A 23,308-nucleotide genomic window follows, 5' to 3' on the forward strand; every position below is an offset into this window, starting at 1 on the left:
TTGTCAGCCTTGAATTCATGTTTAACCGTCCAGCCAAGCTCCACTAGCTTTTGAGCCCTGTGAGAGCCGTGTGCCTTAGTCATTCTCGACGCTTTCATATTTCGGTCTCCTTTTTTCTGCGCCTTGGCTTTGGTAAACGCGTGTACTGCTCGAGTTTTTTGCGATGCGGGATCTCGATCCTCGCCATGCTGGGGCGGGTGTCGCGATGCTTCGCCAAGCCGGAATATACCTTGGATAAAAGGCCCCCTATGACGTGCTCTTCACTGTGGTTCCAGCTCTGACCATAAAGGACTACGTCCAATACCGACCATCAACGTTCCGTAGTCTTCAAACGTGCTGACATTTACTTCAGCCTGACTCTTCCACGTGGTTTCACATTCTTCGCACACCCAAAGTGAGATTTTTGTAGCGCGAACACGCATTGCTCGTATGTATCCTTGCTCGCACCTTTGGCATTCAATCAGCATGTTAATCATCCCTTACAGGCCTTCGGTGCAGTCCAATCCTATCGGCTGTTTTTGGCCGGTAATCGGCTACTACCTGATGTTGAAAATTCGGGAGATCAGGCCTGTAGCTTTTTGACCATCAGCCTCATACACGCCAGTCAGCAATGTCTGATCCGCTAGCTTATGAAGGTTGAAAAAATTGTAGAAAGCTTGACCAAACCTCTGTTGTTGGAAGGCGTCTTGATTCCATTGGATCAGAAACTCATCACCTCCCGTGGCTATAAGCGCGTTCAGAGCGTACTCAGCCCGTTGGGCTGGTGCAAGGAATGACGGCTACTAACCCAGAGCGGTCACCCACTCATGACTATTGGGTTCATGCTCCCACGTCATTTATCAATTCGCGCCAAACATCCCTTGCCTTCTGCTCCGAGGTAAATACCTGTATTTTTGGATGCCAGAACTGCCCCTCAATTACGATGCATTCCAAGGTAGAGTCCTGAAACGTAAAGACATAATGGACGGCATCTTTTATAAACCGCTGTTTATCGTGTCGCGGATGAATGGCGTTTCTCTGCTCAAGCTCCGTTAGCCAAGGCGAATTATCTATTCGATGAATTTGGTAATGCTTGAGTCCAAGTCCAATAAGCGCATGGCTGCCCAAAGCCTCGTCGTTTGGTGAGCCAAACTGCATTTTTTTTACTAGGGGAAAATGGATTACAGCTATTTCGTCCACAGCGGTGCAATACCGTAAACATAGCTGCGTGTCCGTGGCGAACACGACGGGTTCGGGCGACGTACTTGGCTGTGGCCAGGAGTCGAGCAGCACTACGGTCGCAAATGACATAGGGAAGCCTAGTGGAGAAATAGTGGGCAAAACAGAGTGCGAGAGCGACGTGTTGTCGTCAAACGTTTCTGATCGCGACGGGCTGCTCTTGGCCGTGAGCGGACGAAGTCGAACGTCGACGATTGTGTCATTTACGCTCTGTTACCCAAGTGCCGTTGCGCAGGCCTACTTCAGGCTACGGAGACACAAAACTAGTTTTTCACAAGGAGTGCCATTCGAGGCATCATTGGTTACACAGATGTCCCCTTGAACAAAGGTATTCCATAAAGTATTCCAACAAAAACAATCCAACTGAATTTATCCCATAAAATCAGTTAGATACCCGACCAATTCAAATCACCCCGGCACAACTCAGACACTTAGCACTATTGCAAGTGCCTTTTTTGCGCCTGAAAGGAAAGCCTCAGCCCAGCCTTCACCCCCCCGAAGCAAGTTTCACAGCCACAACCATAATCTCCACCAGCACCTCCGGCCGCGCCAGACGAGCCTGAACAGTGGCCCGTGCCGGAGCACTATCCGCTGGCAGCCAGGCGTCCCACACCGAATTCATCAGCGCGAAATCACGATCAATGTCTTTGAGCCAGATCTGTGCGCTCACAAGCTGGCCCTTATCGCTGCCCGCCAGCGACAACAAGGCTTCTATCTTGGCCAGCACCTGCTGCGTCTGCTCTTCGATGCCAACCTGCAGATCAGTGGGTACCTGACCGGAGAGGTAAAGCAGGTCGCCGTGACTGACCACACCGGACATCCGCGCGCTGCTCTGAAAACGTTGAATCGTTGTCATCGGGTTTATTCCATGAATTGAGGAAGTTAAAGCGCCGTGCCGCCGATCAATCGGACCAGCCGTTGGGCGCTACCAAATGCCAAGGTCATGCCCAGCGCACCCTGGCCGCAATTGACGTACAGGTTGTCACAACCACTGGTGGCCAGAATCGGCCGTCCGGTGGGGGTCGCCGGACGCCAACCGGTCCAGGGCTGGCAATCATCGGCGTTCCATTCCAGACCGAACAATGCCTGCGTCGAGGCTTTCAGTTGTTCGATACGCTTGACGGGAATCGACGCATCCAGCCCACACAGCTCGACCATCCCAGCGACGCGCAAGCGATCACCGATCCGGGCGAACACTGTTTTACGCCGCATGTCCGTCACGCTGACCGTCGGTGCATTCATCGAATCAGTGATCGGCAACGTAATGCTGTATCCCTTGAGCGGGTAGACCGGCATACGCACACCGAACGCAGATAACAACCCCGCACTGTAAGCGCCAGCCGCCAGCACGACCGCTTGCGTCCCTAAAAGACCAGGGCCTTCGATGGCGTGGTGAATCTCCAACGCGGTGATGCGGCCGCGTTCACGTCGGAAAGCGGCAACCTCACTGTTGAACAGAAAACGCACACCCTGCGTGCTCAACAACCTCGCAAGCTCCTGACAAAGCTTGCGCCCATCGACCGCGCATTCGCTGTCGGTATGGATCGCACCGTGAAACGCGTTCTTATAGCCCTCGAGTGCAGGCTCGATCGACAAGGCTTCGGCGGGGCTGACGATTTTTTGTTGCCTGGCGCCTTGGGCGGCCTGGAATTTCACCTGATCGCCGGCCTTGCGTAGGCTTTCAGCATCGGGGTACAGCACCAGTTTTCCGGTACGGGCGAAATCGCATTGCACCTTTTCCTGACTGATGAAGGCGTCCAGCGCCAGCCGACTTTCATGCGCTAGTTCCAGCAACTCGACAGTCGTCTGGAGCGAAACGGACGTACGGCAGGCCGCGAGAAACTCCACACACCAGCGCCATTGCTCCAAGCTCCATTGCGGCGAAAATTTCAGCGGGCCGTTGCGCGCCAGCAGCATCTTTGGAATGCCCGGCAACAGGGAGGGATCAGCCAGCGGTTGCACATAGCTGTAGCTCAATTGCGCCCCATTGGCCGCACTGGCCCCCATGCCGGCCTCCCCCGCACGATCGATAACGGTGACGTGATGACCGGCCTTGTGTAGAAACCAGGCACTGCTCAAGCCAACGATTCCAGCGCCGACGACACAGATTTCCATTACGCCACCACCCTGTCCGACAGGTCCCAACCCTCAGGCCGCAATTGGTGCCAATCACTGACTTGCTGGTAGGCGTGGGCGATCCGCAGCACCAACGGCTCGGCGAAGGCACGCCCGACAATTTGCATCGAGACCGGCATGCGTTGCTCGTCAAAGCCCACCGGCAGCGCCACTGAACAGAGATTGAGCAGGTTGGCGAAACGGCCCAGCAAGGCCAGCGGCGTACCGTACTCATCGACCTGATTCAACGGCACACTGCCAATGGCATTGGTCGGAAACGCACAGGCATCGACCTGGGACATGGCTTCGTCCATGGCTTGACGGGCAGCACGTCGCTGGTTGTGCAAATGGATGTAAGCCGCCGCGTCGATGGCGCGCCCGCTCAGCACCCGACGCTGCACATGAGGATCGAAGCGTAGATCGTCGCGCTCGAACAAACTGCCAAGGCTGGCGTAGCCTTCGGCGCTCATAAGGCCACCGGCAACCTGCATGCACTGCTCCAGCGAAGTCGGTAGCGGCTGCTCGACCAGATGCATGCCCAGTGCGGCCAATTGCTCAAGCCCCTGGTCATACGCTGCCAATACGCCAGGCGCGATGTGCACGCGCTCGGTCTGTGGCAGCACCCAGACGCGCAGACCGGCCACTGGAAGATTCAAACCTGCTGCGGCGCTGAACACTGGCGACTTGGCCGAGACCGGGTCCAGCGGGTCCGGCCCCAGCAGAGCATCAAGCATCCACGCGGCGTCTTCGACGGTGTGCGTAATGGGCCCCACCGAATCCAGCGATGGGCACAATTCAATCAAACCGTGACGGCTGACCAACCCACGCGTGGTTTTCAGGCCAACCAGACCACACATGCCTGCGGGAATCCGCACCGAGCCGCCGGTGTCGGTGCCCAACGCCGCGCTTGCCAACCCGCCGGCCACGGCCACCGCTGAACCACTGCTGGACCCCCCTGGCGCACGATGCACTTCATGGTCCCACGGGTTCCACGGCGTGCCCATCACGGCATTTGTGCCCCACCCTCCGAAAGCGAATTCGACGGTGTGGGTCTTGCCCATGATGATCGCCCCGGCGCGCTCCAGCCGCTGGACTGCCGTGGCGGTGAGCCGAGAAATACGCGGCGTCTGTGCCAGCGAACCACCGGTTATGGCCTTGCCGTCGATTTCGAACAAATCTTTGATCGCAATTGGAATGCCGTGCAACGGCCCCAGGTTCACACCCGCAGCCCGCTGCCGATCGGCGGCGATGGCGGCACCGAGCGCGCGCTGGGGATAGGCCTCGACATACGCATTGAGTTGACCGTTGAAGCGCTCGATCCGCTCCAGTTGCGCGCCAACCAGGGACTCGCTCGTGAGCGTTCCGGACTCCAGCGCTCGCCGCAACTGGCCAATGCTCTGAGAAGCGGTTCGATCCATGATGTTCATGTGTTCAACCTCGAATGGTTTTGCGCCCGCGAGAAAATCGTGCTTCCAGCGCTCGCGACAACAGAGAAAGAGGGAAAGCGATGACGAAATAGAACAACCCCACCAGCAGGAAAATATGCATCGGCAAAAAGGATTCGGACGCAATGGCCCGGGCCGCCAGCATCAACTCATCGGTGGCGATCAAGGCGCACAGGGAGCTGTCCTTCAGAATCGACACGTAGGCATTGAGCAACGGCGGCAACATGCCGCGAATGGCTTGCGGAAAGATCACGGCGGTGAAGGCTTGCAAGGGCGTCAGGCCGGTGGCGATGGCCGCCTCACGTTGGCCGCGATGCAAGGAGTCCAGTCCGCCGCGCAGGATTTCCGCGACGTAGGCCGAGCCCTGCAAGCCCAGGCCGATGGCCCCGGCCCAATAACCCGACAACGTCAGCCCGAGGCTCGGCAGGGTGAAATACAGCGCCAGCAGCAACGCCAGGAGCGGCACCGCACGCATCCCCTGAATGAAGAACACCGCCAGACGCTTGAGCAATACGCTGGGACTCTTCATCGCCCAGGCCAGTAACGCACCCAACATAGCCGCCAGGGCGAAGCCTGTCAGGGACAGCTCGGCGCTGATCCGTGCGCCGAGTAGCAGGCGAGCACTCCAGTCGCTCCAGTACTCCGGGTATTGCTGGAAAAAACTGATCATCGCGCCGCCCCCAGATGACGTTCAAGTCGGATGAACCCCACGCCAATAGGCAGGATCATCGCCGCATAGATGCACATCACCGCCAGATAAATCAGCGAGGTCTGGAAGGTGGAGGTAACAAGATTGCGTGCCAGGAACATGATCTCCGGCACGGCGATGGCCGAGGCGATGGACGTGTCCTTGATCAGTTGCGTGACATAGTTGGCATAAGCCGGCAACGCAACGCGCAAAGCCTGGGGCAAGAGGATGTAGCGCAGAATCTGCATACGGTGCAGGCCGATGGCCTGCCCGGCTTCATGCTGGCCAACGTGCAGCGACTGCAAGCCGGCTCGGAAAGTATCGGCCAGCACTGCGCTGCCTACCAGGCTCAAACCGACGATGGCCGCCAGCCACGCGGGCAGATTGATTCCCAGATAGGACAGCCCAAAGTAGATCAGAAACAGGTGCGCCAGCGCCGGCACATTGCGCATCCATTCGATGAAACAGGCGATGGCGCCGTGTACCAGTCGCGATCGGCTGAACGTCAGTAAAACTGCCAGCACCAGACCGCCCACGCTCGCCAGCACTAAGGTGCAGAGGGCGATTTCCAATGCGCTCATTGCGCCTTTGAGGAGCAAGGGCAACAGCCCGAGGAAAGCTTCCAGGTTCGCCATCAAGCGCTCTCCACAGCCATGCGTCCAAGAAAACTGCGGGTACGTTCGTGACAAGGGTTATCGATCACTTGCCTCGATGGCCCCTGTTCGACAATGCGCCCGCCGTCCATGAAGATCACCCGATCCGCCACATCGCGGGCAAACCTCACTTCATGGGTGACCATGATCATGCTGCGGCCCTCTTCCGCCAGCTCGCGAATCACGGCCAACACTTCGCCAACCAACTCGGGATCCAACGCCGAGGTCGGTTCGTCGAACAGAATCACTTTCGGTTGCTGGGCCAAGGCGCGGGCGATGGCGACCCGCTGTTGCTGACCACCCGACAATTGCTCGGGATAAGACTCGGCCTTGTGCCGCAGATGGACTTTTTCCAGCATCGCGTCGGCCAACTCATACGCCTGCTTGCGCGGCATCCCCTGGGCCTTGATGGGGCCGAGCGCAACGTTGTCGCGCACACTCAAGTGCGGCCAGAGATAGAACAACTGGAACACCATGGCGATCTCGCGGCGCTGCGGCGCCATTTCCCGGTCGCTCATCAGCCTCGAACGCTGGCCATCCCTGCGCTGACCGATCAACTCGTCTCCCAACCAGATCTCGCCACTGGTGGGTTTTTCCAGGTAATTGATGCAGCGCAGGCAGGTGGATTTTCCAGAACCGCTTGGGCCGATCAGCGACAGGGTCTCACCGGGCTTCAACTCCAGGCTGATGCCCTTGAGCACTTCCAGATCGCCATAGTTCTTGTGTAATTCATGCACGCGCAGCAACGCGGTGTCAGACGGGCTCGACATCTTGGCTAACCTCTTTTTGTTATAGGCATGGCGATGAGGCAGTGCCTCTGGCATGAACCCACCCCATCGCCTCACACACTTATTTGCAGCCAGGCAGTGTCCAGTCCGCTGGACGATCGACGCCCAGGCGCAGGTCCTTGCCTTCGGGCATGAACCAGACATCCTGAGTCAGGCCGTAACGAGCGCCGATCTTGCGCATCTCACAGTTTTTCCAGAGCGTCTGAATCTGTGCGTTGACCGCCGTCACCAGTTCCGGGCTGGCCTTGTTGAAGCCGAACACCACCTGGCCCAAGCCAGTCAGCAGTGGGAAATTCGGATCGTTGTCGACAAAGGCGTTGAAATGCAGATGCCATTGCTCATTGCGGGAAATGGCGTATTGCATGACCGGTGGATCGCCGATCACCGCATCGATGCGTCCGGCGAGCAGATCGCGAACGGCCGCATCGGATGTGTCATAAAGGGCGACTTGCAGGCCATCGATCTTGCGCATCTCAGGGATGAACGAAAAGCCGGTGATGGTGCCGACTTTCTTGCCTTGCAAATCCTTGAGGCTGTTCCAGTTGGTCTTGTCCGTCTGGGTAATACCGTTCTTGAAGTAGTGAATAGGATCGCTCAAGGTCATGATTTTCGAGCGTTGCTCGGTCCAGCCCATGGTGCCGGCCATGACATCCACTCGCTTGGACTGCACCGATGCGATCGTCCCAGACCACTCCATTAATGCCGGTTTGACCTTAAGGCCCAGTTTTTCAGAAATTTGTTGAAGGATTTCACCGTCATAGCCGACCATCCGACTATCTTGATACCCTGTTCCTGGCATATCACCACTGAAGGCGATGGTCAGGCTTCCCGGCTCTACTGTCTCCAATGCGAACACCGGTGCCGCAGCCAACACGGACACCAGGAATCCGGCACAAATACCGGAAAAACGCTTAACTTTGGACGTCTTCATCGGATGCTCCTCGATAGTTTTCAGGGTGGCAGCGGAACGTTTCGCATTGGCCCATCGTAGTGGGAGCGGCGGTATAACCAGTTGGATGCTTTGCACGAATGATTGAACATTTGCGACATTCTGGCGGCACAGAGCCTGTAGCCCCCCAGGAAAGCCTCGTGGACGGGCTCGATCATGGGCAGGCGCGTCATCCCCCCATGCGCCGCGGCACCGCCGAGTTGTCTATTGGCATCATGTTGTGGCCACGCTTCCCTTTGCTGTCACTGTCGGGGCTGACCGATGCGTTGCGGCATGCCGCCGATACGGGTGATCAAAGCCGCCCCATACGCTGCCAATGGAAAGTACTCGGCACGCCCGGGCAAAGAGTCATTTCCAGTAGCGGCCTGGACGTACCGATCGACAGTGAACTCACTGACCCGGAACATTTCGACTACATCGTGGTGATTGGCGGATTGCTCGATTTCATCGAGGCGGTGCCGAAAACCTATCCCGCGTTCCTCCACCAGGCCGCCGCCGCACAAGTGCCGTTGATCGGCCTGTGCACCGGCAGCTTCGTGCTCGCGCGACATGGCCTGATGGAGGGGCGAACGGCGTGTGTCCACGCCTATCATGGCGACGACTGGAAGCACCGGTTTCCCACGTTGCGCTTTGTCATCAACAGAGACTTTCTGATCGACCGGGATCGGATTACCTGTGCTGGCGGTGTTTCAGTTATCGAGTTAGCGCTTCATCTGATCGGCATGCATTGCGGGCCGGATCGTGCCGGCAAGGTTGTGCATCAGATGACGGTGGCAAAGAACACGTCCAACAGTTTCGTCGACCGACGCAAGGCTCTCGGATACGCCAGTTCATCCAATCGTCGGCTGCATGAAGCCGTGATGTTGATGGAAAAACACATGGCCCACCCCCTCGATATCGAGGCCATTGCGCATCTGCTCGGCACCAGCAAACGACAGCTGGAACGCCTGTTCGTCGCTGAAACCAACAGCAGCCCAGCCCAGTTCTACCGCCAGGTCCGACTCAGGTTCGGCAGATGGCTGCTGGTGAGTTCCGATCGCCAGATTGGCGAGATCGCCTTTGAATGTGGCTTCGCGGATGCACCGCATTTTATTCGGCACTTCCAGAGCATGTTTGGCCTCTCCCCGGGAAAGTTGCGCAAAGCCTTGATGCAACAAGAAGGGAAGTAACGCCGCACGGCTTCAACCGTGTCGTCAGCGCTAATGCGACGACACATAAATGGACGGCGTGGCAGGCGCCGGCAATGCATAGGTCGCCTTCATCCACTCCACCTCAGCCTGGGGCGTTCGCCCAAACAGGCGCTTGAACTCGCGGCCAAATTGCGAGGCGCTTTCGTAGCCCACGCTGAACGCCGCCGTCGAGGCGTTCATGGCGTTGCGCAGCATCAACAGTCGCGCCTGGTGCAGGCGCGTCGACTTCAGGTATTGCATGGGCGAGGCGTCCGTCACGCTGCGAAAGTGCACGTGGAAGCTGGGCACGCTCATGTTGGCTTCGCGGGCGAGCGCCTCGACATCCAGGCGCTCCTGATAGCTGCTATGAATCTTGCGGATCGCGCGGGTGATCTGGCCGAAGTGGCCCTGGCGACCCAGCGCCGCGCGCATCGAGCCGCCCTGCTCGCCGGTGAGGATGCGGTAGTAGATTTCCCGCACCAGCGACGGTCCGAGAATGGCCGCGTCACCCGGCGTGCTCATGGCTTCCAGAAAGCGCAGCGTCGAAGTGTACAACCCATCATCCATGGGCGAGGCGTACATGCCCTTGGGCGGGGCATCGCTCGGGCCGAGCGCCTCGTCGACCTGCAGTATCAACTCGCTTGCCAGCTGCAGGTCCAGGCGCATATACACCGCCAGCATGGGCTCCGCTTCGCTGGCGTCGGTTTCCATGGTGAATGGCACGGGAACGGACACCACCAGGTAATGCCGGGCATCGTAGACGTAGAGGTCATTCCCCAGGTAGCCGCGCTTGCGTCCCTGGCACAGGATCACGATACCGGGGTCATACAGGACCGGCGTGCGGCTCAATGGCCGGTTCGAGCGCAGGAAACGTACGTCCTCCAGGGCGCTGAGGTTGTAGCCTTCCACCGGCGCCAGCCGCTCCATCAACGCCACCATGCGTGCAGTATGCGGATCAGCCTGGGTCATCCAATTCTCCTTTCTGCGGTTCGCTCAGCCGTCGGTCGAACGGGTCAGCACTTCCCATTGATCGATCTCACTGGCGGCCCGACTGAGCTTATCGCGCACCAGGCTCAATGCATCGCTGCCCAGCAACAGATGGGCGGGCGGCGTCGGGCTAGCAATCACCTGCAACATCGCCCGCGCCGCCTTGTGCGGGTCACCGAGTTGCTTGCCGCTTTTTTCCTGGCGCGCCTGGCGAACCGGGTCAAAGCTGGCGTCATAGTCGGCAATGCTGCGCGGGGTGCGCTGCATCGAGCGACCGGCCCAGTCCGTTCGAAACGAACCGGGCGCGACGGCTGTCACGAAAATGTTGAACGGTTGCAACTCCTTGCTCAGGGTATCGGAGATTCCTTCCAGGGCGAACTTGCTCCCGCAGTAGTACGCAATGCCCGGCATCGTGATGGTGCCCCCCATCGACGTGATGTTGAGGATATGCCCGGCGCGGCGCTGGCGGAAATAGGGCACGAAGGCCTTGGTCACCGCCACCGCGCCAAACACGTTGACGTCGAACTGGCGGCGCAGCTCTTCCAGCGGCGATTCTTCGAAAATGCCCTCGTGGCCGTAGCCGGCATTGTTGACCAGCACGTCGACCGGGCCGTGGGCGGCTTCTGTGGCGGCGACAACGCTGTCGATTCGGGCGAAGTCGGTGACATCCAAAAGAACACCGTGGGCCCGGTCGGCAGACAATTGCTCGAAGGCCTGCAAGGCCGCCTCGCTGCGCACGGTGCCGATGACCCCGTGGCCGGCCGCCAGCGCTTCTTTGGCCAGGGCGTTGCCGAAACCACTGCTCACGCCGGTGATGAAGAGGGTTTTTATGCGGTGCATGGCGAACTCCTGTCGGTAGGTGTGCGCCATGGTAGCCACCGGCCTGCGGGCCACCTATGCCGGTTTGCCTCGCAGCCTTGCCTATTCCTATCAGGCAAAGAACACCGTGGCGAACACCAGGGTCGGCAAATTTGCCCTGGGGTCCCGGGCCTGAATATAATGCGATTCATTATCAATTATGTATGTTTCCGGGATGCTGATGCGCAGCAACGACACACTGGGCAATGCCGACCTCACCCTGCTCTATCGCAGCCACCATTCCTGGTTGCACAGCTGGCTGAGCCGGCGCATCGGCTGTCATGAAAGCGCGGCGGACCTGGCGCAGGACACGTTTGTCCGTCTGCTCAAATCGCGTCAATTGAGCCCCTTGCGCGAACCCCGGGCTTATCTGAGCAGCATCGCCCGTGGGCTGATGATCGATCGGTATCGCCGCCGCGAGCTCGAACGCGCCTACTTCGAGAGCCTCGCGCTGCTTCCTCCACAAGCGGCCCCCTCTGAAGAAGAGCGGTTGCTGATTCTTGATAGCCTCGAGCGCATAGACCGCCTGCTGGACCTGCTCAAACCGAGGGTTCGCGAGGCTTTTCTACTCGCCCAGCTCGACGGCCTGACCTGCCTGCAAATAGCCGAAAAACTGGGTGTTTCCCGCTCCACGGTGGAGCGCGACCTGGCCAAGGCCCTGCAACACTGCTATCGCTTGCGTTATGCCGAACAGTGAAGCGCAAGCGCTGGATCCGGCGGTGGTCGACCAGGCGATCCACTGGCTGGTGCGCCTGCGCTTCAACCCTGCCGATGAGCAAACCCAGCGCAGTTTCGAGCACTGGCTGCAGCAGCGTCCGGAACATCGGTTAGCGTGGCAGCGCGTGGAAGCGCTTGGCGATGACTTCGCGGGCGTGCCACCTGATTTGGCCCGGCACACCCTCAAGGGTGCCCGCTCAGGCCTGCATCGGCGCCAAAGCCTCAAGCTACTGGGGGCATTGGCCACCTTGGGTGGCGCGGCCTGGCTGGGCCGCGACTACACGCCGCTACCGTCCATGCTTGCCCAGCAGCACAGCAAGACCGGCGAACAGAAGCGCTTCCAACTCGATGATGGCAGCCTTGTCCAGCTCAACAGCGACAGTGCGGTCGACAGCTATTTCAATGCTCAGCGGCGCCTGATCGTTCTGCGGCGCGGCGAAATCATCGTCAATACCGGCGCCGATGCGGGCTCGGCTCAACCGCGTCCTTTCTGGGTACAAACCCGCGACGGATTGATAAGCACTCTGAATGCCCGGTTCCTCGCGTATGAGCGTGACGACGGGACCCTCATCGCGGTACAGCGCGGCGCAGTCAGCGTCTTTCCTGGATCCAGCCAAACCCTTACGGTCAACAACACCGTCCAGGCCGGCAATCAGCGGCTGTTCACCTCGGATGGCGTTCGTGAATTCAAGGATAACGGCCTGGATGTATGGAGCTGGAGTGACGGGGTGATCAGCGCACGCAACATGCACCTCGGTGATTTCATCGGGGCCTTGTCGCGCTATCGCCCCGGCCTGTTGCGCTGCGCCGAAGAGGTCTCGGGCCTGCGGGTTTCCGGCACCTTTCAGCTCGCCGACACCGACCAGGTACTGGCATTGGTTGCGCAGTCACTGCACCTGCGGATCGATTATCGAACCCAATATTGGGTGACCTTGAGCGCCGCCAGCTAAGTATTTTTTTGCCGCCTATCAACATCAAATAAAAATGAGGTGATTTCTCATTCTCGTTCGGCATGTAAGAAAAGGCCGACCTACAGGCCGATCTGCCGATCCCCTTCCCACGGAGCGAGTTAATGAGTGCGTCCCCGGTTCCCCAGCGTCATCGACTGAATCGTGCCATCCACGGTGCGATCTTCGGCGTCATCGTCAGCAGCTACGCGCTACCCACCCTGGCGCAGCCCTCGACCGTTGAGCAGACCCACCCGGTGCACCAGTGGAACATTCCTGCCGGTCCCCTGGCACCGGCGCTTGACCGCTTTGCCCGCGAGGCGGGAATCAGCCTTTCCTTCGATGCTTCAAGCGTGGCGAACCGCAATACCCGGGGCGTGAGCGGCACACTCGATACGTCCGAAGCCCTGTCGTCATTGTTGCAGGGGAGCGACATGGCGATACAGCAGCAAGGCCCGAACGCTTACTTGCTGACGCCGCAACCCAAGGCGGATGCCGACCTCGAGGAGTATCGCCTCGCGCCTATCCTCGTCAACGCCAAGGCCAGGGCTGATGGCACCGAAGACCCCAACTCGGTGGTCGCCCAGGAACTCTGGGTCGGCGGCAAGGTGGCCACTAGCATCCTCAATACGCCCGCCTCGGTGTCCGTGGTGACCGACAAGGAAATGAAGCAACGCAGCGTGAGCACGACCGAAGAACTGCTGCAATACACGCCAGGGGTCATTACCGACTATTACGGCACTGACGACCGCAACGATTACTTCCAGATCCGCGGCTTCCAGGCCACGACCTATCGGGACGGCCTGACCCTGGGTTCGATGCGCGGTGTGCGCGAAGAGCCTTTCGCCTATGAGCGCGTTGAAGTAATACGCGGCGCCAACTCGACGCTGTTCGGCCCGGCCGACCCGGGCGGCTCGGTGAACTTTGTCAGCAAGAAGCCGCGCTTCGACAAGTTCGGCCAGGGCTACGTCACCTACGGTTCTTTCGACCATGTCGAAACCGGCATCGATGTCGGCGACTCGTTGAACGAGGACAAAACCGTGGCCGGTCGCTTCACGGCAAAGATGCAAGACAGCGATCGCGAGTACGAGCATTCACGGGATGACAACAAGTTCCTGATGGGCGGCCTGACCTGGTCACCCACGGACTTCACCTCGGCCTCGGTGATCGTGGATTACCTGAAAACCCAAAGCTCGCCCAACAGCGGCGGTTACCCGCTGGACAAGGAATACGACCGTGACAAGTTCTACGGCGAGCCCAGCTACAACTTCCACGATGTCGAACGTACCAACATCAGCGGCACCTTCAGCCATGATTTCGACAATGGCTTCGTGCTGCGCAGCAACCTGCGCTACAGCAAACTGACCGATGATTTCGGCTATGTGTTCCTCAGCGACTCCCCTACCCGCACCGGCACTACCGTCCCGCGTTATATCTTCGGCACTGACAGCGACGCCGAGCAACTGAACGGCAACTTGATGCTGCAATACGATGCCCGCTTCGAAAACATCGACAGCAGTACATTGGTGGGCGTGGAGTATGGTGATTCTTCCACCGAGGAACGCTCCGTCTATGCCACGACAGGCTCCATCGACCTGGCCAACCCCGTGTTCACGGGTGTGCCCAGCGGCGTAGCGCCCTATAGCAACGACAAGCTCGACACGAAAACCAAGGCCGTGTTCCTGCAGCAGAACCTGTCCTTCTATGAGCGCTTCATCGTCACCGCCGGTGTGCGCAACGACTCGCTGGATCTGTCCAGTACCGACATCAACAACGTAAAAGCGTCGGATAACTTCTCCGAAACCTCCTATCGCGGCGCACTGACCTATATCGTCAACGACGAAGTGTCCACCTACGTCAGCATGGTCGAGTCGGTCTCGCCACCCACCGTCGGCGTTGTCCCCAAGACAGGCCGGCAATATGAAGTGGGTGTGAAATATGCGCCCATCGGCATGGACGCGTTGTTCTCGGCGGCGGTCTACGACCTGACCCAGGAAAATGTCAGCATCGCCGTCGTACTGCCCAGCGGTGTCATCGAGCAACAAACCGTTGGCGAATCACGGGTACGCGGCCTGGACCTGGAAGCCAAGGCTGAGCTGACCCCCAACCTGAGCCTGGTGGGTGGCTACTCCTACATGGAGTCCGAAGTGTTGCGCGGTACGTTGTACGACGGCAGCTCACTCAAAGGAAATGAGTTCGCCACGGCGCCAAAACACTCTGCGTCGCTGTGGAGCTATTACAACATTCCCGACACCGATGTCAGCGTTGGCCTGGGCGCGCGTTATGTGGGTTCTTACTACTTTGACGCGGCCAACACCGGCACCAGCGATGGCACGACGCTCTTCGATGCGGCCTTCAACTACAAACTCTTCAAAGGCACTGACCTGGCGGTTAACGTCAGCAACCTGCTGGATGAGCAACATGTGGTCGGTTCGGGGACTGCGAACTACTACAACCCGGGCCGCGAAGTGACCGCGAAGTTGAGTTACAACTGGTAAAAAGCTGGCCGTTCATGATGGGGCTCGGCCTGATACGGGTCAGTCATTGAAGGGCGTAAACCGACGAAGGGGTTCAAACCCTTCCGACTTCAAAAATTAATCATCGAAAATCATTCACTTAGAGAATACAAAACTGCCGTTTTATATCTAAAGAGTTGATTCTGAAACGTAAGGGGGCTGAGCCCACTGACAGAAGGTACTCAGCAGCCAGTTGAGTATCCCAGCAAACGATGTAGACTCGCCTTAACGCGTAACGTTAAGCATTAAGAGATGATCAGAAGCTTCAGATGCGCCGACACCCAAGCTCTTTTTGAAACCGGCAAAACCCGGCGCTGGGCAGCCATCCTTTCAGTGGCAGAACGAAAGCTGGGCCTGCTCGATGCTGCGGTCGATCTCAACGACCTGCGCTCCCCTCCTGGAAACAGGTTGGAGGAGCTGTATGGCGACAGGGAAGGCCAGCACAGCATCCGGGTTAACGGTCAGTACCGAATCTGTTTTGTCTGGGGCGCCAACGGTCCCGAAAATGTAGAAATCGTAGATTATCACTGAGGTGAGTCATGTTTAAGAATGGCATGAGGCCCGTACACCCTGGAGAAATTCTCAAAGAAGAGTATCTGGAACCGCTTGGCCTTACCGCAGCTGCGCTTGCAAGGGCGTTGCACGTTTCTGCCCCCACCGTAAATGACATTGTCTTGATGCGCCGTAGCATCAGCGCGGATGTTGCTTTGCGCCTGGCCGCCGCATTGGAAACGTCAGCGCAGTTTTGGCTGAATCTGCAGACTGCGTATGATTTACGTACAGCTGAGATTGCTAAAGGGGAACAGATTCACAGGGAAGTGGAGAAGGTTCCTCACTGCGCATAACCAGCACAAAACAGAAATTTGAGCCCAGCAAAATAGCTGGGCTTTTTATTGGGCATAAAAGACATCACGCGTTTGCCGCAAGCGTTTTTTGCGCCAGGACGACGAGTGACTAGAGTCAGCCTATATGCCTGGCCCCGTCACGCGAGCCGGCAACCTGGCCAGCCGATCCCAACCCTCGGCACTGATCCCTGAACAGTTCAGCAACGCCAACGTGTGCAGCGGCAATTGCTCCAACACCGGCACTGCGGCTGAGGTAATCCGCGACTCCCCAGGATCTGCCGAGATCGTCAGATCACTCAACGGCAGCCGAACAAGGTGGGCCACCCCAGCGTCGGTGAGCCAAGGGCTGTCATACAAACCCAGGCGCCGCAGCGGCAGATCGCGCAAACAGGCCAGGTCGGCATCGCGCAGATCCAGGCCGCTTATTTCAAGTTGCTCCAACGGCAAACCCAACTCGACGAGCTTGCGCAGAACCTTGCCATCCACGCCGCGACAAAAGCTGAGATTCAGCCGCTTCAGTGGCAGGCCGGCGAGTTGTTTCAGTTCCTTCCAAGTGAGGTCGTTCAATGACAGGTCCAAGGACTCCAACTCCAAACCACGCAGATCACTCAACGTATCTGCATCGATGCCTTGCACATCGGAAAGCCCCAGGCGCTTGAGTGGAAACCCGTGCAGCACATCGAGCCGCTCGATGACTTGCCGTGAAGATTTTAGATCCAGGTCGGCGAGCGGCATGCCCTCCAAGGTTTCAAGGTCGTCCTCGCCAACATACGAAGACGAGAGCGAAAGCCGTTCGATGGGCAGCCCCGCAATGGCGTGCAGCGTGGCGTCCGTTGCGTAACATTGATCCAGGCTCAGGGAGCGCAACGCGCTCAGGTGGGAGAGCCATGCGGGGGCCTCCAGAATTGCACCGCTCCAACCGAGGGACAGTTGCTCAAGGGGGTGACTGCATAAATGCGCCATCCCACGGGAAGTCAGCTCGCCGACGCGCTCCAGCGTGAGTGATCGCAACCTGAGGTTTGACAGCCCGAGAAGGCCATCATCGGTGACGTCATCGCAACGGTTCAGCGACAGTTCTTGCAGCGGGCTATTGCCGAGTTGTTTGAAGAATTTGTCGTCGAAGTCCTGGCCGTAGGTGCTTAACGTCAGTCGGCGCAGCCGATCGAGGGAAGGTAGGCTGGTGGCGTTATCGGCACGGGAGAATCCGCTGATCTCCAGGCGCTCGAGAGCGAGGTCTGGCACACGTTGCCATACACTTGGATCGCAGCTGAAACGTGGGCTGTTGAGCACCAACGTGCGCAAGGGCAGCCCAGCCAGGGCGTCGCACCAGGCCGGCTCGGCGTTATCCAGCTCCAGATGATCGACCGGCAGGTTGCGAAGCTGCGCCAGCAATGGCCCGGGGCGATTGGTATGTGCCGCGGTGTTCAACTGAGTAATGACGACGTTAGCAGCCGGATCCCACAGGCCTGCGGCGAGGCGTACGCCGTCTAATGAAACCTCGGCGGTGTCGAGCAGATCGCGGTAAAGCGCGGCACGTGTGGCGATGTCATCGGGGTCGGTGGCGAGTTGGGTGGTCAGCGCGTTGCGGGTGGGGTTGTGCACGGTTTAGGAGTCCGAAGTGCGCGAGCGCTGGGCAGGCTGCGAAAGAGAAAAGTGGCCATAAGGGAAGCATAAAAAAGAGCCTCGCTGAAGAGGCTATTGAGACGGAAAACGAGATCCTCGGCCCTGTTCCGAGTCACAGATTCCTGGCAGGAGATCAACGACCGCGCCCCTCTGAACAGCTCACCCACCTAAAGGCTGTACAAATCCCCTGTGGCGAGGGAGCTTGCTCCCGCTGGGCTGCGCAGCAGCCCCCCTGTGAACGCTCCGCACCCAAGCGGAAGCAAACCCTAGCCACCGTTGGCAGCCCAAAACCAAGGTAACGAAATACCACCGCTGACAGGCTAAACGTCCTACATCAAGCTCGGAAAGCGGCGTCTTGTAGCCCCCGGACAAGCCAGCCTATATTCCATCGTCGCCCTAATGGCGACTCGGGTTTGGCGACCCGATTAACGAGGTAGCTCCTTTCAATTGAATGAGGTACTACCGATGAAACGATACATGCCCATCACCGGCATCAACTGCATCCCCGCCACCCTGCTCATCGACACCGAAGCCCCGCTCGACGTCCTCTTCGAAACCGCCGACTACCGCATCCGCACCGTGACTCAACTGCTGGAAAACATCGCATTCCGCTCGGAAATCAGCTCCGACACGCTGGTGCTCTCCGACCTTTGCAAAATGCTGACGATATCGCTGCGCGATGGGTGTGATGTGATGGATGTGATTGGGAGGCGGTTGCGGGCGCAGGCGGCTGAGTAAATGAAAACGGGCGACCTTTGGGGTCGCCCGTTTCACGATCCGTTAGAGACACTGCCACTGCTGTCATCGATGATGTGGTGAAGGACTGGAAGCGCTGGAGAGTCAATCTGCTAGGTTGCTCGGTAACCCAATGCCACCCATTTAAGCGGGGTAGCATTGGTTTTATTTGTGGCCATAACGTAGTCCATCTGCTGCGATGAGCTGTGGCGCAGTTCGTCAAGAACTGCGCCACAATTGCGCCAAAATCTCCTCAAACAGCGCCAACACAACCATGCCTTCGCCACGACCGGAATCGATCACGGTTCCCAAGACCTCGGCACGCCGATTAAAAAAAGGGGACACTCTGCATCTCATAAAATAAATCCGTCCCCTTTCCCTTCCTGCATATCGCTTTCGGTTCAAGAGAGCGGGATTTTTCCACTCACAAAAGAGACACGTCTCACAGGTCGTGTCGAAAAAAACAACAAAAACGACGTCTCAGATCCCTCAGGAACAGACCACGGTTCAAAGAAGGGCTGTCACTTCTTCGTGGAAAAACGTGGCCTATCCCTTGTCAGTTTTCAGCTTCTATCTAGGGTCGACGACATCCAGTGCCCGGTTTGCCAATAGCTGACTCAGCTCGATCAACTGTTGCAGCCCTAATGCAACATGCCGTCGAGAATCCTCCAGGTCGAACGCCAAATCGCCAGCCATGGCATTGGCGGAGGCCAAGGTTTCGCTGAGATTTGCCAACAAGCTTTCAGCATCGACGCCCTCCACGACTGTGAACAACTGGTCCGGAGGCAGCTTCTTGTCGGGCTGGGCGGGTTTGGGGTTCAGATAGGAATCGATGACGCGTTCGGCGTTGGCGTCGGCAGCGATGTCCAGGTGCAGCGGTGGAACGGGTGGGTCGGGGATGAGTTTGTCCATATGGACCTCCTAACGTCAGTCGGATCCGCCACTGTTCGCGACTAAACGAAGTGGGGTGGCGGCTGTGCACAGGTTAGTCGACCGGGACGTTAGGAAACCGGCGCACCCGAAAGTGCCCTGCGCACAGCTACCATAAAATCAGCGACAACACTGTAGCCTGACTTCAAGGAGAACCTTGCGCCTAACGAATACCGAGCGACTAAACCCGACCGCTGGATTGGCAGCGGTGGACAAAGACTAGGCACCGAAATCAGCAGGCGCAAGGGACTGGGATTTTCTAGGAAATGTCCTGCAAGTCAATGGGGAATATTCGCTCCGTCGATTCCTACGACAAGCCCGTTTGACCATTCCACAGCGAAACAAATTGCGTATAGTCCCGCCCGCCGCCCTTACGGCAATCAGTTTTGGCAGCCCACAATCTCTGAAGGAGCATGAGTTTTGTACAAGAAATTTACAGCGATCGTTTTGCTGCTATTGAGCGGCTGTTCACTGCATCCGCATACCAAGGACGAGCTGCTGAACACTGGAAAAACCAGCCCCGAATACTGTCTGACGCAAGAGCGGGCAGTGGTGGAAGAACGGGTACAAGGCTACCTGAACCACTGCTTTCACCCGCAAGTGACCGAACTCACGACCGGTGGGACACTCGTCAATACCATCCAATTGAAAGTCGACAGCAATGCCGAAAGAAGCGACATGGTGCTATGGGCGCCGACAATCTACGGCAGCCAGTTCTATATGAACGTGATCGTCTCGGAAAAGAACCCCGCCTGCAAAACCACCATGACTGCCGTGGCTTCAGGCTGGGCCTTCGAGCGAAATTTTCCGAAGATCCTGGAAAGCGCGAATGGAGGAGACCCGTGGTGCCCGCTGTAAACTCTTAGTACGCGAACCCGGGACACCCAAGGCACGACAGGAAGAAAAAGAAGGGGACAGCAAAATAAACCTGCCCATGGCGAGCGATCACAGTCCGGCTTTTGTGGCGAGGGGATTTAGCGAAACGTCGCACCGCCCCGCTGGGCTGCGCAGCAGCCCTAGAGCAGTAAACTCAAATCTTCCTGACACACCGAGTTTGATCGTTCCCACGCCCTGCGTGGGAATGCATCCCGTGACGCTCTGCGTCACCTCCCAGAAGCGGAACGCGGAGCGTCCCTGGCGACATTCCCACGCAGGAGCGTGGGAACGATCGAATAAATCCCCCTTTTCGAAATCCCCTCGCCACAATGAAGTTATTGGACCGCCTGCCTGGCTGATTCGGAAGGCGTCGTTGTGACAGCCGGCTCTATAACTTTCGCGGAACGCCCTGTCTCGACATCGCGAACTTCGTAATACCACCACTTCATCGAAGAAACGCCATAAATCCCATAGGTACGGCCACCAACCAAATCCACGGTCATTTCAATTGGACGTGTGTATTCGGTTCCAATGGCGCGCTTAACGGAAAGTTTATGCCTTCCTGCACCGAGTCGATACTCGGTTTGACGGGCTAGCCAATATAACGATGTATCGTCATCGATTTTGTCTATAGACAAACTCTTGTCGAACTGCCGAATTGTCGCGACCTCGTCCCAGGGCCTCCCTTCTGCGTTTTTATGCTCGTAATGAATGCATCCGGTCAGCGTGAAGCAAAACAACATCACTGCGATAAAACGTAAAACGATATCGTGACGCATCAATGGGCCTCCAAGGCGCGCTTTTATTTCGATCCAGCAAAACAATGGGAAAAGTGTACAGATTTATTTTATAAACCGAGCAAAACCAACAAATCTGCCCCTCTGCGTTTCACAAAATAAATCTGAGAATCATCTGCCCCCTCCACCAAGCAGTTCTTTCGTTTTTCTATCCATAACAATTCTAAAGAAACTCTTTAATGCAACAACACACTTATTTGCTCCGACAAACCAACCGATATAAATCCCCGTTCACCGTCATCAAACTCACCCACCTTCTTAAAAAGCAGACCTTGCTTTTCAGATAGCAAATAATGAAAACTCAAATCTTCCTCTACATCCCCCGACCATCCCCTATCAAGAGCAACTCGAACATCAAACCCCTTAGGGAGCGCTGCCACATATGAACAACGCTCTGTCTCAAGCACACTAGCGACGGTTTCAATAGACAGCTTCGACAGGCGCAACGCACCAAAAAACTTAATTTTTCCTTCCGCCTCGACAATGTACTCTTGCGAGTTACTGCCACCAACAACCTCATACCCCCTAAACTTCAATGCCCCCCACAATTTTCGATGGCGGACAATCCGTGTATCTGGCTGCCATGCCGAACTACCTAGAAAAAACCACAGACCGTAATCAGGAAATTTCTTCTCAATTAGATCATACAAATAACTTAATACTGAGGATACGGAATCGCTTGACGCCCCGGCAGTCAAAAAGCTTGCCACCGAGAGCTCCCCGCCCCCTCGCTTCCCCGCACAGCGAATGTTAAACACCTCATTATTTACTAACAAATCAGGCGCACTCGTAACTTTAATATCAGTAGTCATAATGATTCCCGATTTCATCATTAAAGTGGGAGCCGCGATTTTGAGGATTCCCAACACCAAAGTCATGACCTCCCGCATCATCTCGGACTCTTACCGTTTTGGTACCACCACCTGACGCAGAGCAAAAAAGGGGACAAGCAAAAAAGGGGACAGATTTGAATGGCACTTACTTAACCTTCTTCGGGTGTCCATTCTTCTTGACCTCGGCCCTTGCTGATCGACGTGTTTTCATCAGCATGGGGTAAGGCTTGGGTTCTTCGTTTTATGGCGCGCGGCTCAATCCTGCCTGGACGCTTACCGATACGCTTCTGGGCAATCAGCTCAAGCAGATTCAGCATTTTGTCCTCTTGCTCTTGAGCCTCGTACTGCCTCCACGCAAGGCACAGCTGAAGGCTATGTTTGAAGCTCAGCTCGCGAGGCAGGCAGTCGGCTAACAGAGCTGATTGCGTCATGAGCATCCGTATCAGGTTGTGCGCCAGCAGGTAAACCCATAACTCTTTGACGGCCATATCCGGCGTCTTGCAGCTCAGTGCTTCAAGCCCCATCGTAGTCTTGAGGTTGCGCAGATCCAACTCCACATGCCATCGATCCTTGAACAGGGATTTGAGGGAAGCTTTTGGCGCTTGCTGCGGGCAACTCAAAGTGGTGACCAGGATTTTCCCGCCAGCCTTCAATTCACGTACCGTCAGCGTTTCAGGTGCCTTGTCGTAATAGGCCTGACTCATCCAGGACGGCTTTGCCTTTGGTTTTTTCAGCTCAACCAAATGATCTTCCGACCCCAAGGCCCTCCCCAACTGAAAGTCCGTGCTGCGCCGTCGAGCGCCATATTGTTCGAACACCCCGTCCACGCCTCGATGTTGCAATTCACACAATAAAAAGTAGGTAGCGTAGTAGGCATCGCCCAGCACAATGTCACCTCGTACCAAGGTATCGAGCATGGTTCTGAGTAGCGTCTGTTCATCGCCTCCTTTACCGCGAAAACGTCCCAACGAGGCGTCCAAAACAGCACCGCTGGCGAGGCAAACAATCCCCACTAAACGGCAGATGGGAAAGCCCAGTCCGGCCTTCTGCCCACGAGATTGCGGGTAGGCCTCTTGGTTGGCCGGCGTATCCGGCAGGGTCACCGTAGTGCCATCCACGAGACGAACGGGTCGCCCCATCCAACGCCACGATGACGGACCCCGGTTGCTCATTGATGACCCCGTGGAGCTCAACAAGGTTGAAACCATCTCCACCGGCAACCGCGCTCTAGCTTTGCAGTAGGCACCGGTATGAACGCTGTTGGGTTTCAAACCCTCGCAGGAGCGTTTGATGGATAAATCATTCACGGCATTCTGGCAGGACCGATCGGCGCTCATTGCCTGGGACAAAAACATGGACAGCGTTTCGGTCGGGGGAAATAGCCGCTGGCGATGCTTGGGTATCGACGACTCGACACCCCGCAATAACTCAGGATCGGAGAGCAGCTTGAAGAAAGCATGAGCATTGCTGTTCGTGGCGTGCTGGCGCATACGGTACTGTTGATGTCGGACGATTTGGCGTCTACGATTCACTCGGGCTGTGTCCTTGCTTGATCGGTGTGTGTTCGCAACTATCACCGTAGACCAAGGCCAGCCTTTTTTCATTTTTTCGCAGTCGTA

The 23,308-nt window shown here is 57.4% G+C and carries 24 protein-coding genes and 1 pseudogene; 9 read left to right on the top strand and 16 right to left on the bottom strand.

The features are described from left to right. Window positions 1–819: 819 nt before the first annotated feature. The 8 genes from BLQ55_RS19520 to BLQ55_RS19555 all read right to left on the bottom strand — a co-directional run bounded on the left by BLQ55_RS19520 (window position 820) and on the right by BLQ55_RS19555 (window position 7,838). Entirely contained in the window at window positions 820–1,290 is a 471-nt protein-coding gene (locus tag BLQ55_RS19520; RefSeq protein WP_092256028.1) for a hypothetical protein, read from the bottom strand. A 415-nt stretch (window positions 1,291–1,705) separates the two neighbouring features. Continuing rightward, complete coding sequence (locus BLQ55_RS19525; protein ID WP_092256031.1) at window positions 1,706–2,074, bottom strand: RidA family protein; 369 nt, start codon at window positions 2,072–2,074, stop codon at window positions 1,706–1,708. A gap of 26 nt (window positions 2,075–2,100) precedes the next feature. Then, the gene (locus tag BLQ55_RS19530; RefSeq protein WP_092256034.1) at window positions 2,101–3,333 is read right to left on the bottom strand and encodes a D-amino acid dehydrogenase; all 1,233 of its coding nucleotides are present in this window, start codon (window positions 3,331–3,333) and stop codon (window positions 2,101–2,103) included. After that, window positions 3,333–4,760, bottom strand: a complete 1,428-nt coding sequence (locus BLQ55_RS19535) for an amidase (RefSeq protein WP_092256038.1) — start codon at window positions 4,758–4,760, stop codon at window positions 3,333–3,335. The genes BLQ55_RS19530 and BLQ55_RS19535 overlap by 1 nt, the downstream gene beginning before the upstream one ends. A gap of 4 nt (window positions 4,761–4,764) precedes the next feature. After that, window positions 4,765–5,448, bottom strand: a complete 684-nt coding sequence (locus tag BLQ55_RS19540) for an amino acid ABC transporter permease (RefSeq protein WP_092256040.1) — start codon at window positions 5,446–5,448, stop codon at window positions 4,765–4,767. Then, window positions 5,445–6,101, bottom strand: coding sequence for an amino acid ABC transporter permease (locus tag BLQ55_RS19545; RefSeq protein ID WP_092202063.1), 657 nt, complete (start codon window positions 6,099–6,101; stop codon window positions 5,445–5,447). The genes BLQ55_RS19540 and BLQ55_RS19545 overlap by 4 nt, the downstream gene beginning before the upstream one ends. Then, window positions 6,101–6,889, bottom strand: a complete 789-nt coding sequence (locus BLQ55_RS19550; RefSeq protein ID WP_092202061.1) for an amino acid ABC transporter ATP-binding protein — start codon at window positions 6,887–6,889, stop codon at window positions 6,101–6,103. The genes BLQ55_RS19545 and BLQ55_RS19550 overlap by 1 nt, the downstream gene beginning before the upstream one ends. Before the next feature lie 79 nt (window positions 6,890–6,968). Then, entirely contained in the window at window positions 6,969–7,838 is an 870-nt protein-coding gene (locus BLQ55_RS19555; protein ID WP_063323026.1) for a substrate-binding periplasmic protein, read from the bottom strand. Window positions 7,839–7,996: 158 nt separating this feature from the next. Here BLQ55_RS19555 and BLQ55_RS19560 point away from each other — a divergent pair, with 158 nt between their 5' ends. Beyond that, on the top strand, window positions 7,997–9,025 hold the full coding sequence (locus tag BLQ55_RS19560; RefSeq protein WP_256326609.1) for a GlxA family transcriptional regulator: 1,029 nt from the start codon (window positions 7,997–7,999) through the stop codon (window positions 9,023–9,025). A 30-nt stretch (window positions 9,026–9,055) separates the two neighbouring features. Here the strand turns inward: BLQ55_RS19560 and BLQ55_RS19565 are convergent, their stop codons facing one another. Together BLQ55_RS19565 and BLQ55_RS19570 are read right to left on the bottom strand one after the other, a co-directional pair. After that, window positions 9,056–9,994: an AraC family transcriptional regulator gene (locus BLQ55_RS19565; protein WP_092202057.1), complete on the bottom strand. Its 939-nt coding sequence runs from the start codon at window positions 9,992–9,994 to the stop codon at window positions 9,056–9,058. 24 nt (window positions 9,995–10,018) lie between these two features. Then, window positions 10,019–10,852: an oxidoreductase gene (locus BLQ55_RS19570; protein WP_092256045.1), complete on the bottom strand. Its 834-nt coding sequence runs from the start codon at window positions 10,850–10,852 to the stop codon at window positions 10,019–10,021. Between the two features lie 28 nt (window positions 10,853–10,880). Between BLQ55_RS19570 and BLQ55_RS32570 the strand changes: the two genes are divergently transcribed. The 6 genes from BLQ55_RS32570 (at window position 10,881) to BLQ55_RS19595 (ending at window position 15,895) form a co-directional block, all read left to right on the top strand. Continuing rightward, complete coding sequence (locus BLQ55_RS32570) at window positions 10,881–11,006, top strand: hypothetical protein (RefSeq protein ID WP_256326610.1); 126 nt, start codon at window positions 10,881–10,883, stop codon at window positions 11,004–11,006. 45 nt (window positions 11,007–11,051) lie between these two features. After that, window positions 11,052–11,567, top strand: a complete 516-nt coding sequence (locus tag BLQ55_RS19575; protein WP_092256197.1) for a sigma-70 family RNA polymerase sigma factor — start codon at window positions 11,052–11,054, stop codon at window positions 11,565–11,567. Beyond that, window positions 11,554–12,537, top strand: coding sequence for a DUF4880 domain-containing protein (locus BLQ55_RS19580; protein ID WP_092256048.1), 984 nt, complete (start codon window positions 11,554–11,556; stop codon window positions 12,535–12,537). The genes BLQ55_RS19575 and BLQ55_RS19580 overlap by 14 nt, the downstream gene beginning before the upstream one ends. Window positions 12,538–12,659: 122 nt before the next feature. Further along, on the top strand, window positions 12,660–15,032 hold the full coding sequence (locus BLQ55_RS19585) for a TonB-dependent siderophore receptor (RefSeq protein ID WP_092256051.1): 2,373 nt from the start codon (window positions 12,660–12,662) through the stop codon (window positions 15,030–15,032). 270 nt (window positions 15,033–15,302) lie between these two features. Continuing rightward, window positions 15,303–15,581, top strand: a complete 279-nt coding sequence (locus tag BLQ55_RS19590) for a type II toxin-antitoxin system RelE/ParE family toxin (protein ID WP_092256054.1) — start codon at window positions 15,303–15,305, stop codon at window positions 15,579–15,581. Window positions 15,582–15,589: 8 nt separating this feature from the next. Further along, on the top strand, window positions 15,590–15,895 hold the full coding sequence (locus tag BLQ55_RS19595) for a HigA family addiction module antitoxin (RefSeq protein WP_025211727.1): 306 nt from the start codon (window positions 15,590–15,592) through the stop codon (window positions 15,893–15,895). A 120-nt stretch (window positions 15,896–16,015) separates the two neighbouring features. Here BLQ55_RS19595 and BLQ55_RS19600 read toward each other — a convergent pair whose 3' ends face one another. Beyond that, complete coding sequence (locus tag BLQ55_RS19600) at window positions 16,016–17,497, bottom strand: hypothetical protein (RefSeq protein ID WP_092256057.1); 1,482 nt, start codon at window positions 17,495–17,497, stop codon at window positions 16,016–16,018. Window positions 17,498–17,983: 486 nt separating this feature from the next. Here BLQ55_RS19600 and BLQ55_RS19605 point away from each other — a divergent pair, with 486 nt between their 5' ends. After that, window positions 17,984–18,256, top strand: coding sequence for a hypothetical protein (locus BLQ55_RS19605; RefSeq protein ID WP_092256060.1), 273 nt, complete (start codon window positions 17,984–17,986; stop codon window positions 18,254–18,256). A gap of 567 nt (window positions 18,257–18,823) precedes the next feature. Here the strand turns inward: BLQ55_RS19605 and BLQ55_RS19610 are convergent. Next, window positions 18,824–19,165, bottom strand: coding sequence for a DUF6124 family protein (locus BLQ55_RS19610; RefSeq protein ID WP_060739250.1), 342 nt, complete (start codon window positions 19,163–19,165; stop codon window positions 18,824–18,826). A 438-nt stretch (window positions 19,166–19,603) separates the two neighbouring features. On the opposite strand from BLQ55_RS19610, the gene BLQ55_RS19615 reads away from it, so the two are divergent. Continuing rightward, window positions 19,604–20,041 carry a hypothetical protein gene (locus tag BLQ55_RS19615; RefSeq protein ID WP_092256062.1) on the top strand — a complete coding sequence of 146 codons (438 nt, stop codon included), beginning with the start codon at window positions 19,604–19,606 and terminating at the stop codon, window positions 20,039–20,041. A gap of 353 nt (window positions 20,042–20,394) precedes the next feature. Here BLQ55_RS19615 and BLQ55_RS19620 read toward each other — a convergent pair whose 3' ends face one another. From BLQ55_RS19620 to BLQ55_RS19630, 4 genes and pseudogenes are all read right to left on the bottom strand, one after another. Next, window positions 20,395–20,838: a hypothetical protein gene (locus tag BLQ55_RS19620; protein WP_092256065.1), complete on the bottom strand. Its 444-nt coding sequence runs from the start codon at window positions 20,836–20,838 to the stop codon at window positions 20,395–20,397. 194 nt (window positions 20,839–21,032) lie between these two features. Beyond that, window positions 21,033–21,734 carry a hypothetical protein gene (locus BLQ55_RS19625; protein WP_143011752.1) on the bottom strand — a complete coding sequence of 234 codons (702 nt, stop codon included), beginning with the start codon at window positions 21,732–21,734 and terminating at the stop codon, window positions 21,033–21,035. Continuing rightward, complete coding sequence (locus BLQ55_RS32925; RefSeq protein WP_371128542.1) at window positions 21,658–21,834, bottom strand: HNH/endonuclease VII fold putative polymorphic toxin; 177 nt, start codon at window positions 21,832–21,834, stop codon at window positions 21,658–21,660. The genes BLQ55_RS19625 and BLQ55_RS32925 overlap by 77 nt, the downstream gene beginning before the upstream one ends. Next, a pseudogene (locus tag BLQ55_RS19630) lies at window positions 21,835–23,221 on the bottom strand (IS4 family transposase). It lies immediately after the preceding gene. Between the last annotated feature and the right edge of the window lie 87 nt (window positions 23,222–23,308).

The organism is Pseudomonas sp. NFACC13-1 (assembly GCF_900104425.1).
Lineage (GTDB): Bacteria > Pseudomonadota > Gammaproteobacteria > Pseudomonadales > Pseudomonadaceae > Aquipseudomonas > Aquipseudomonas fluorescens_AA.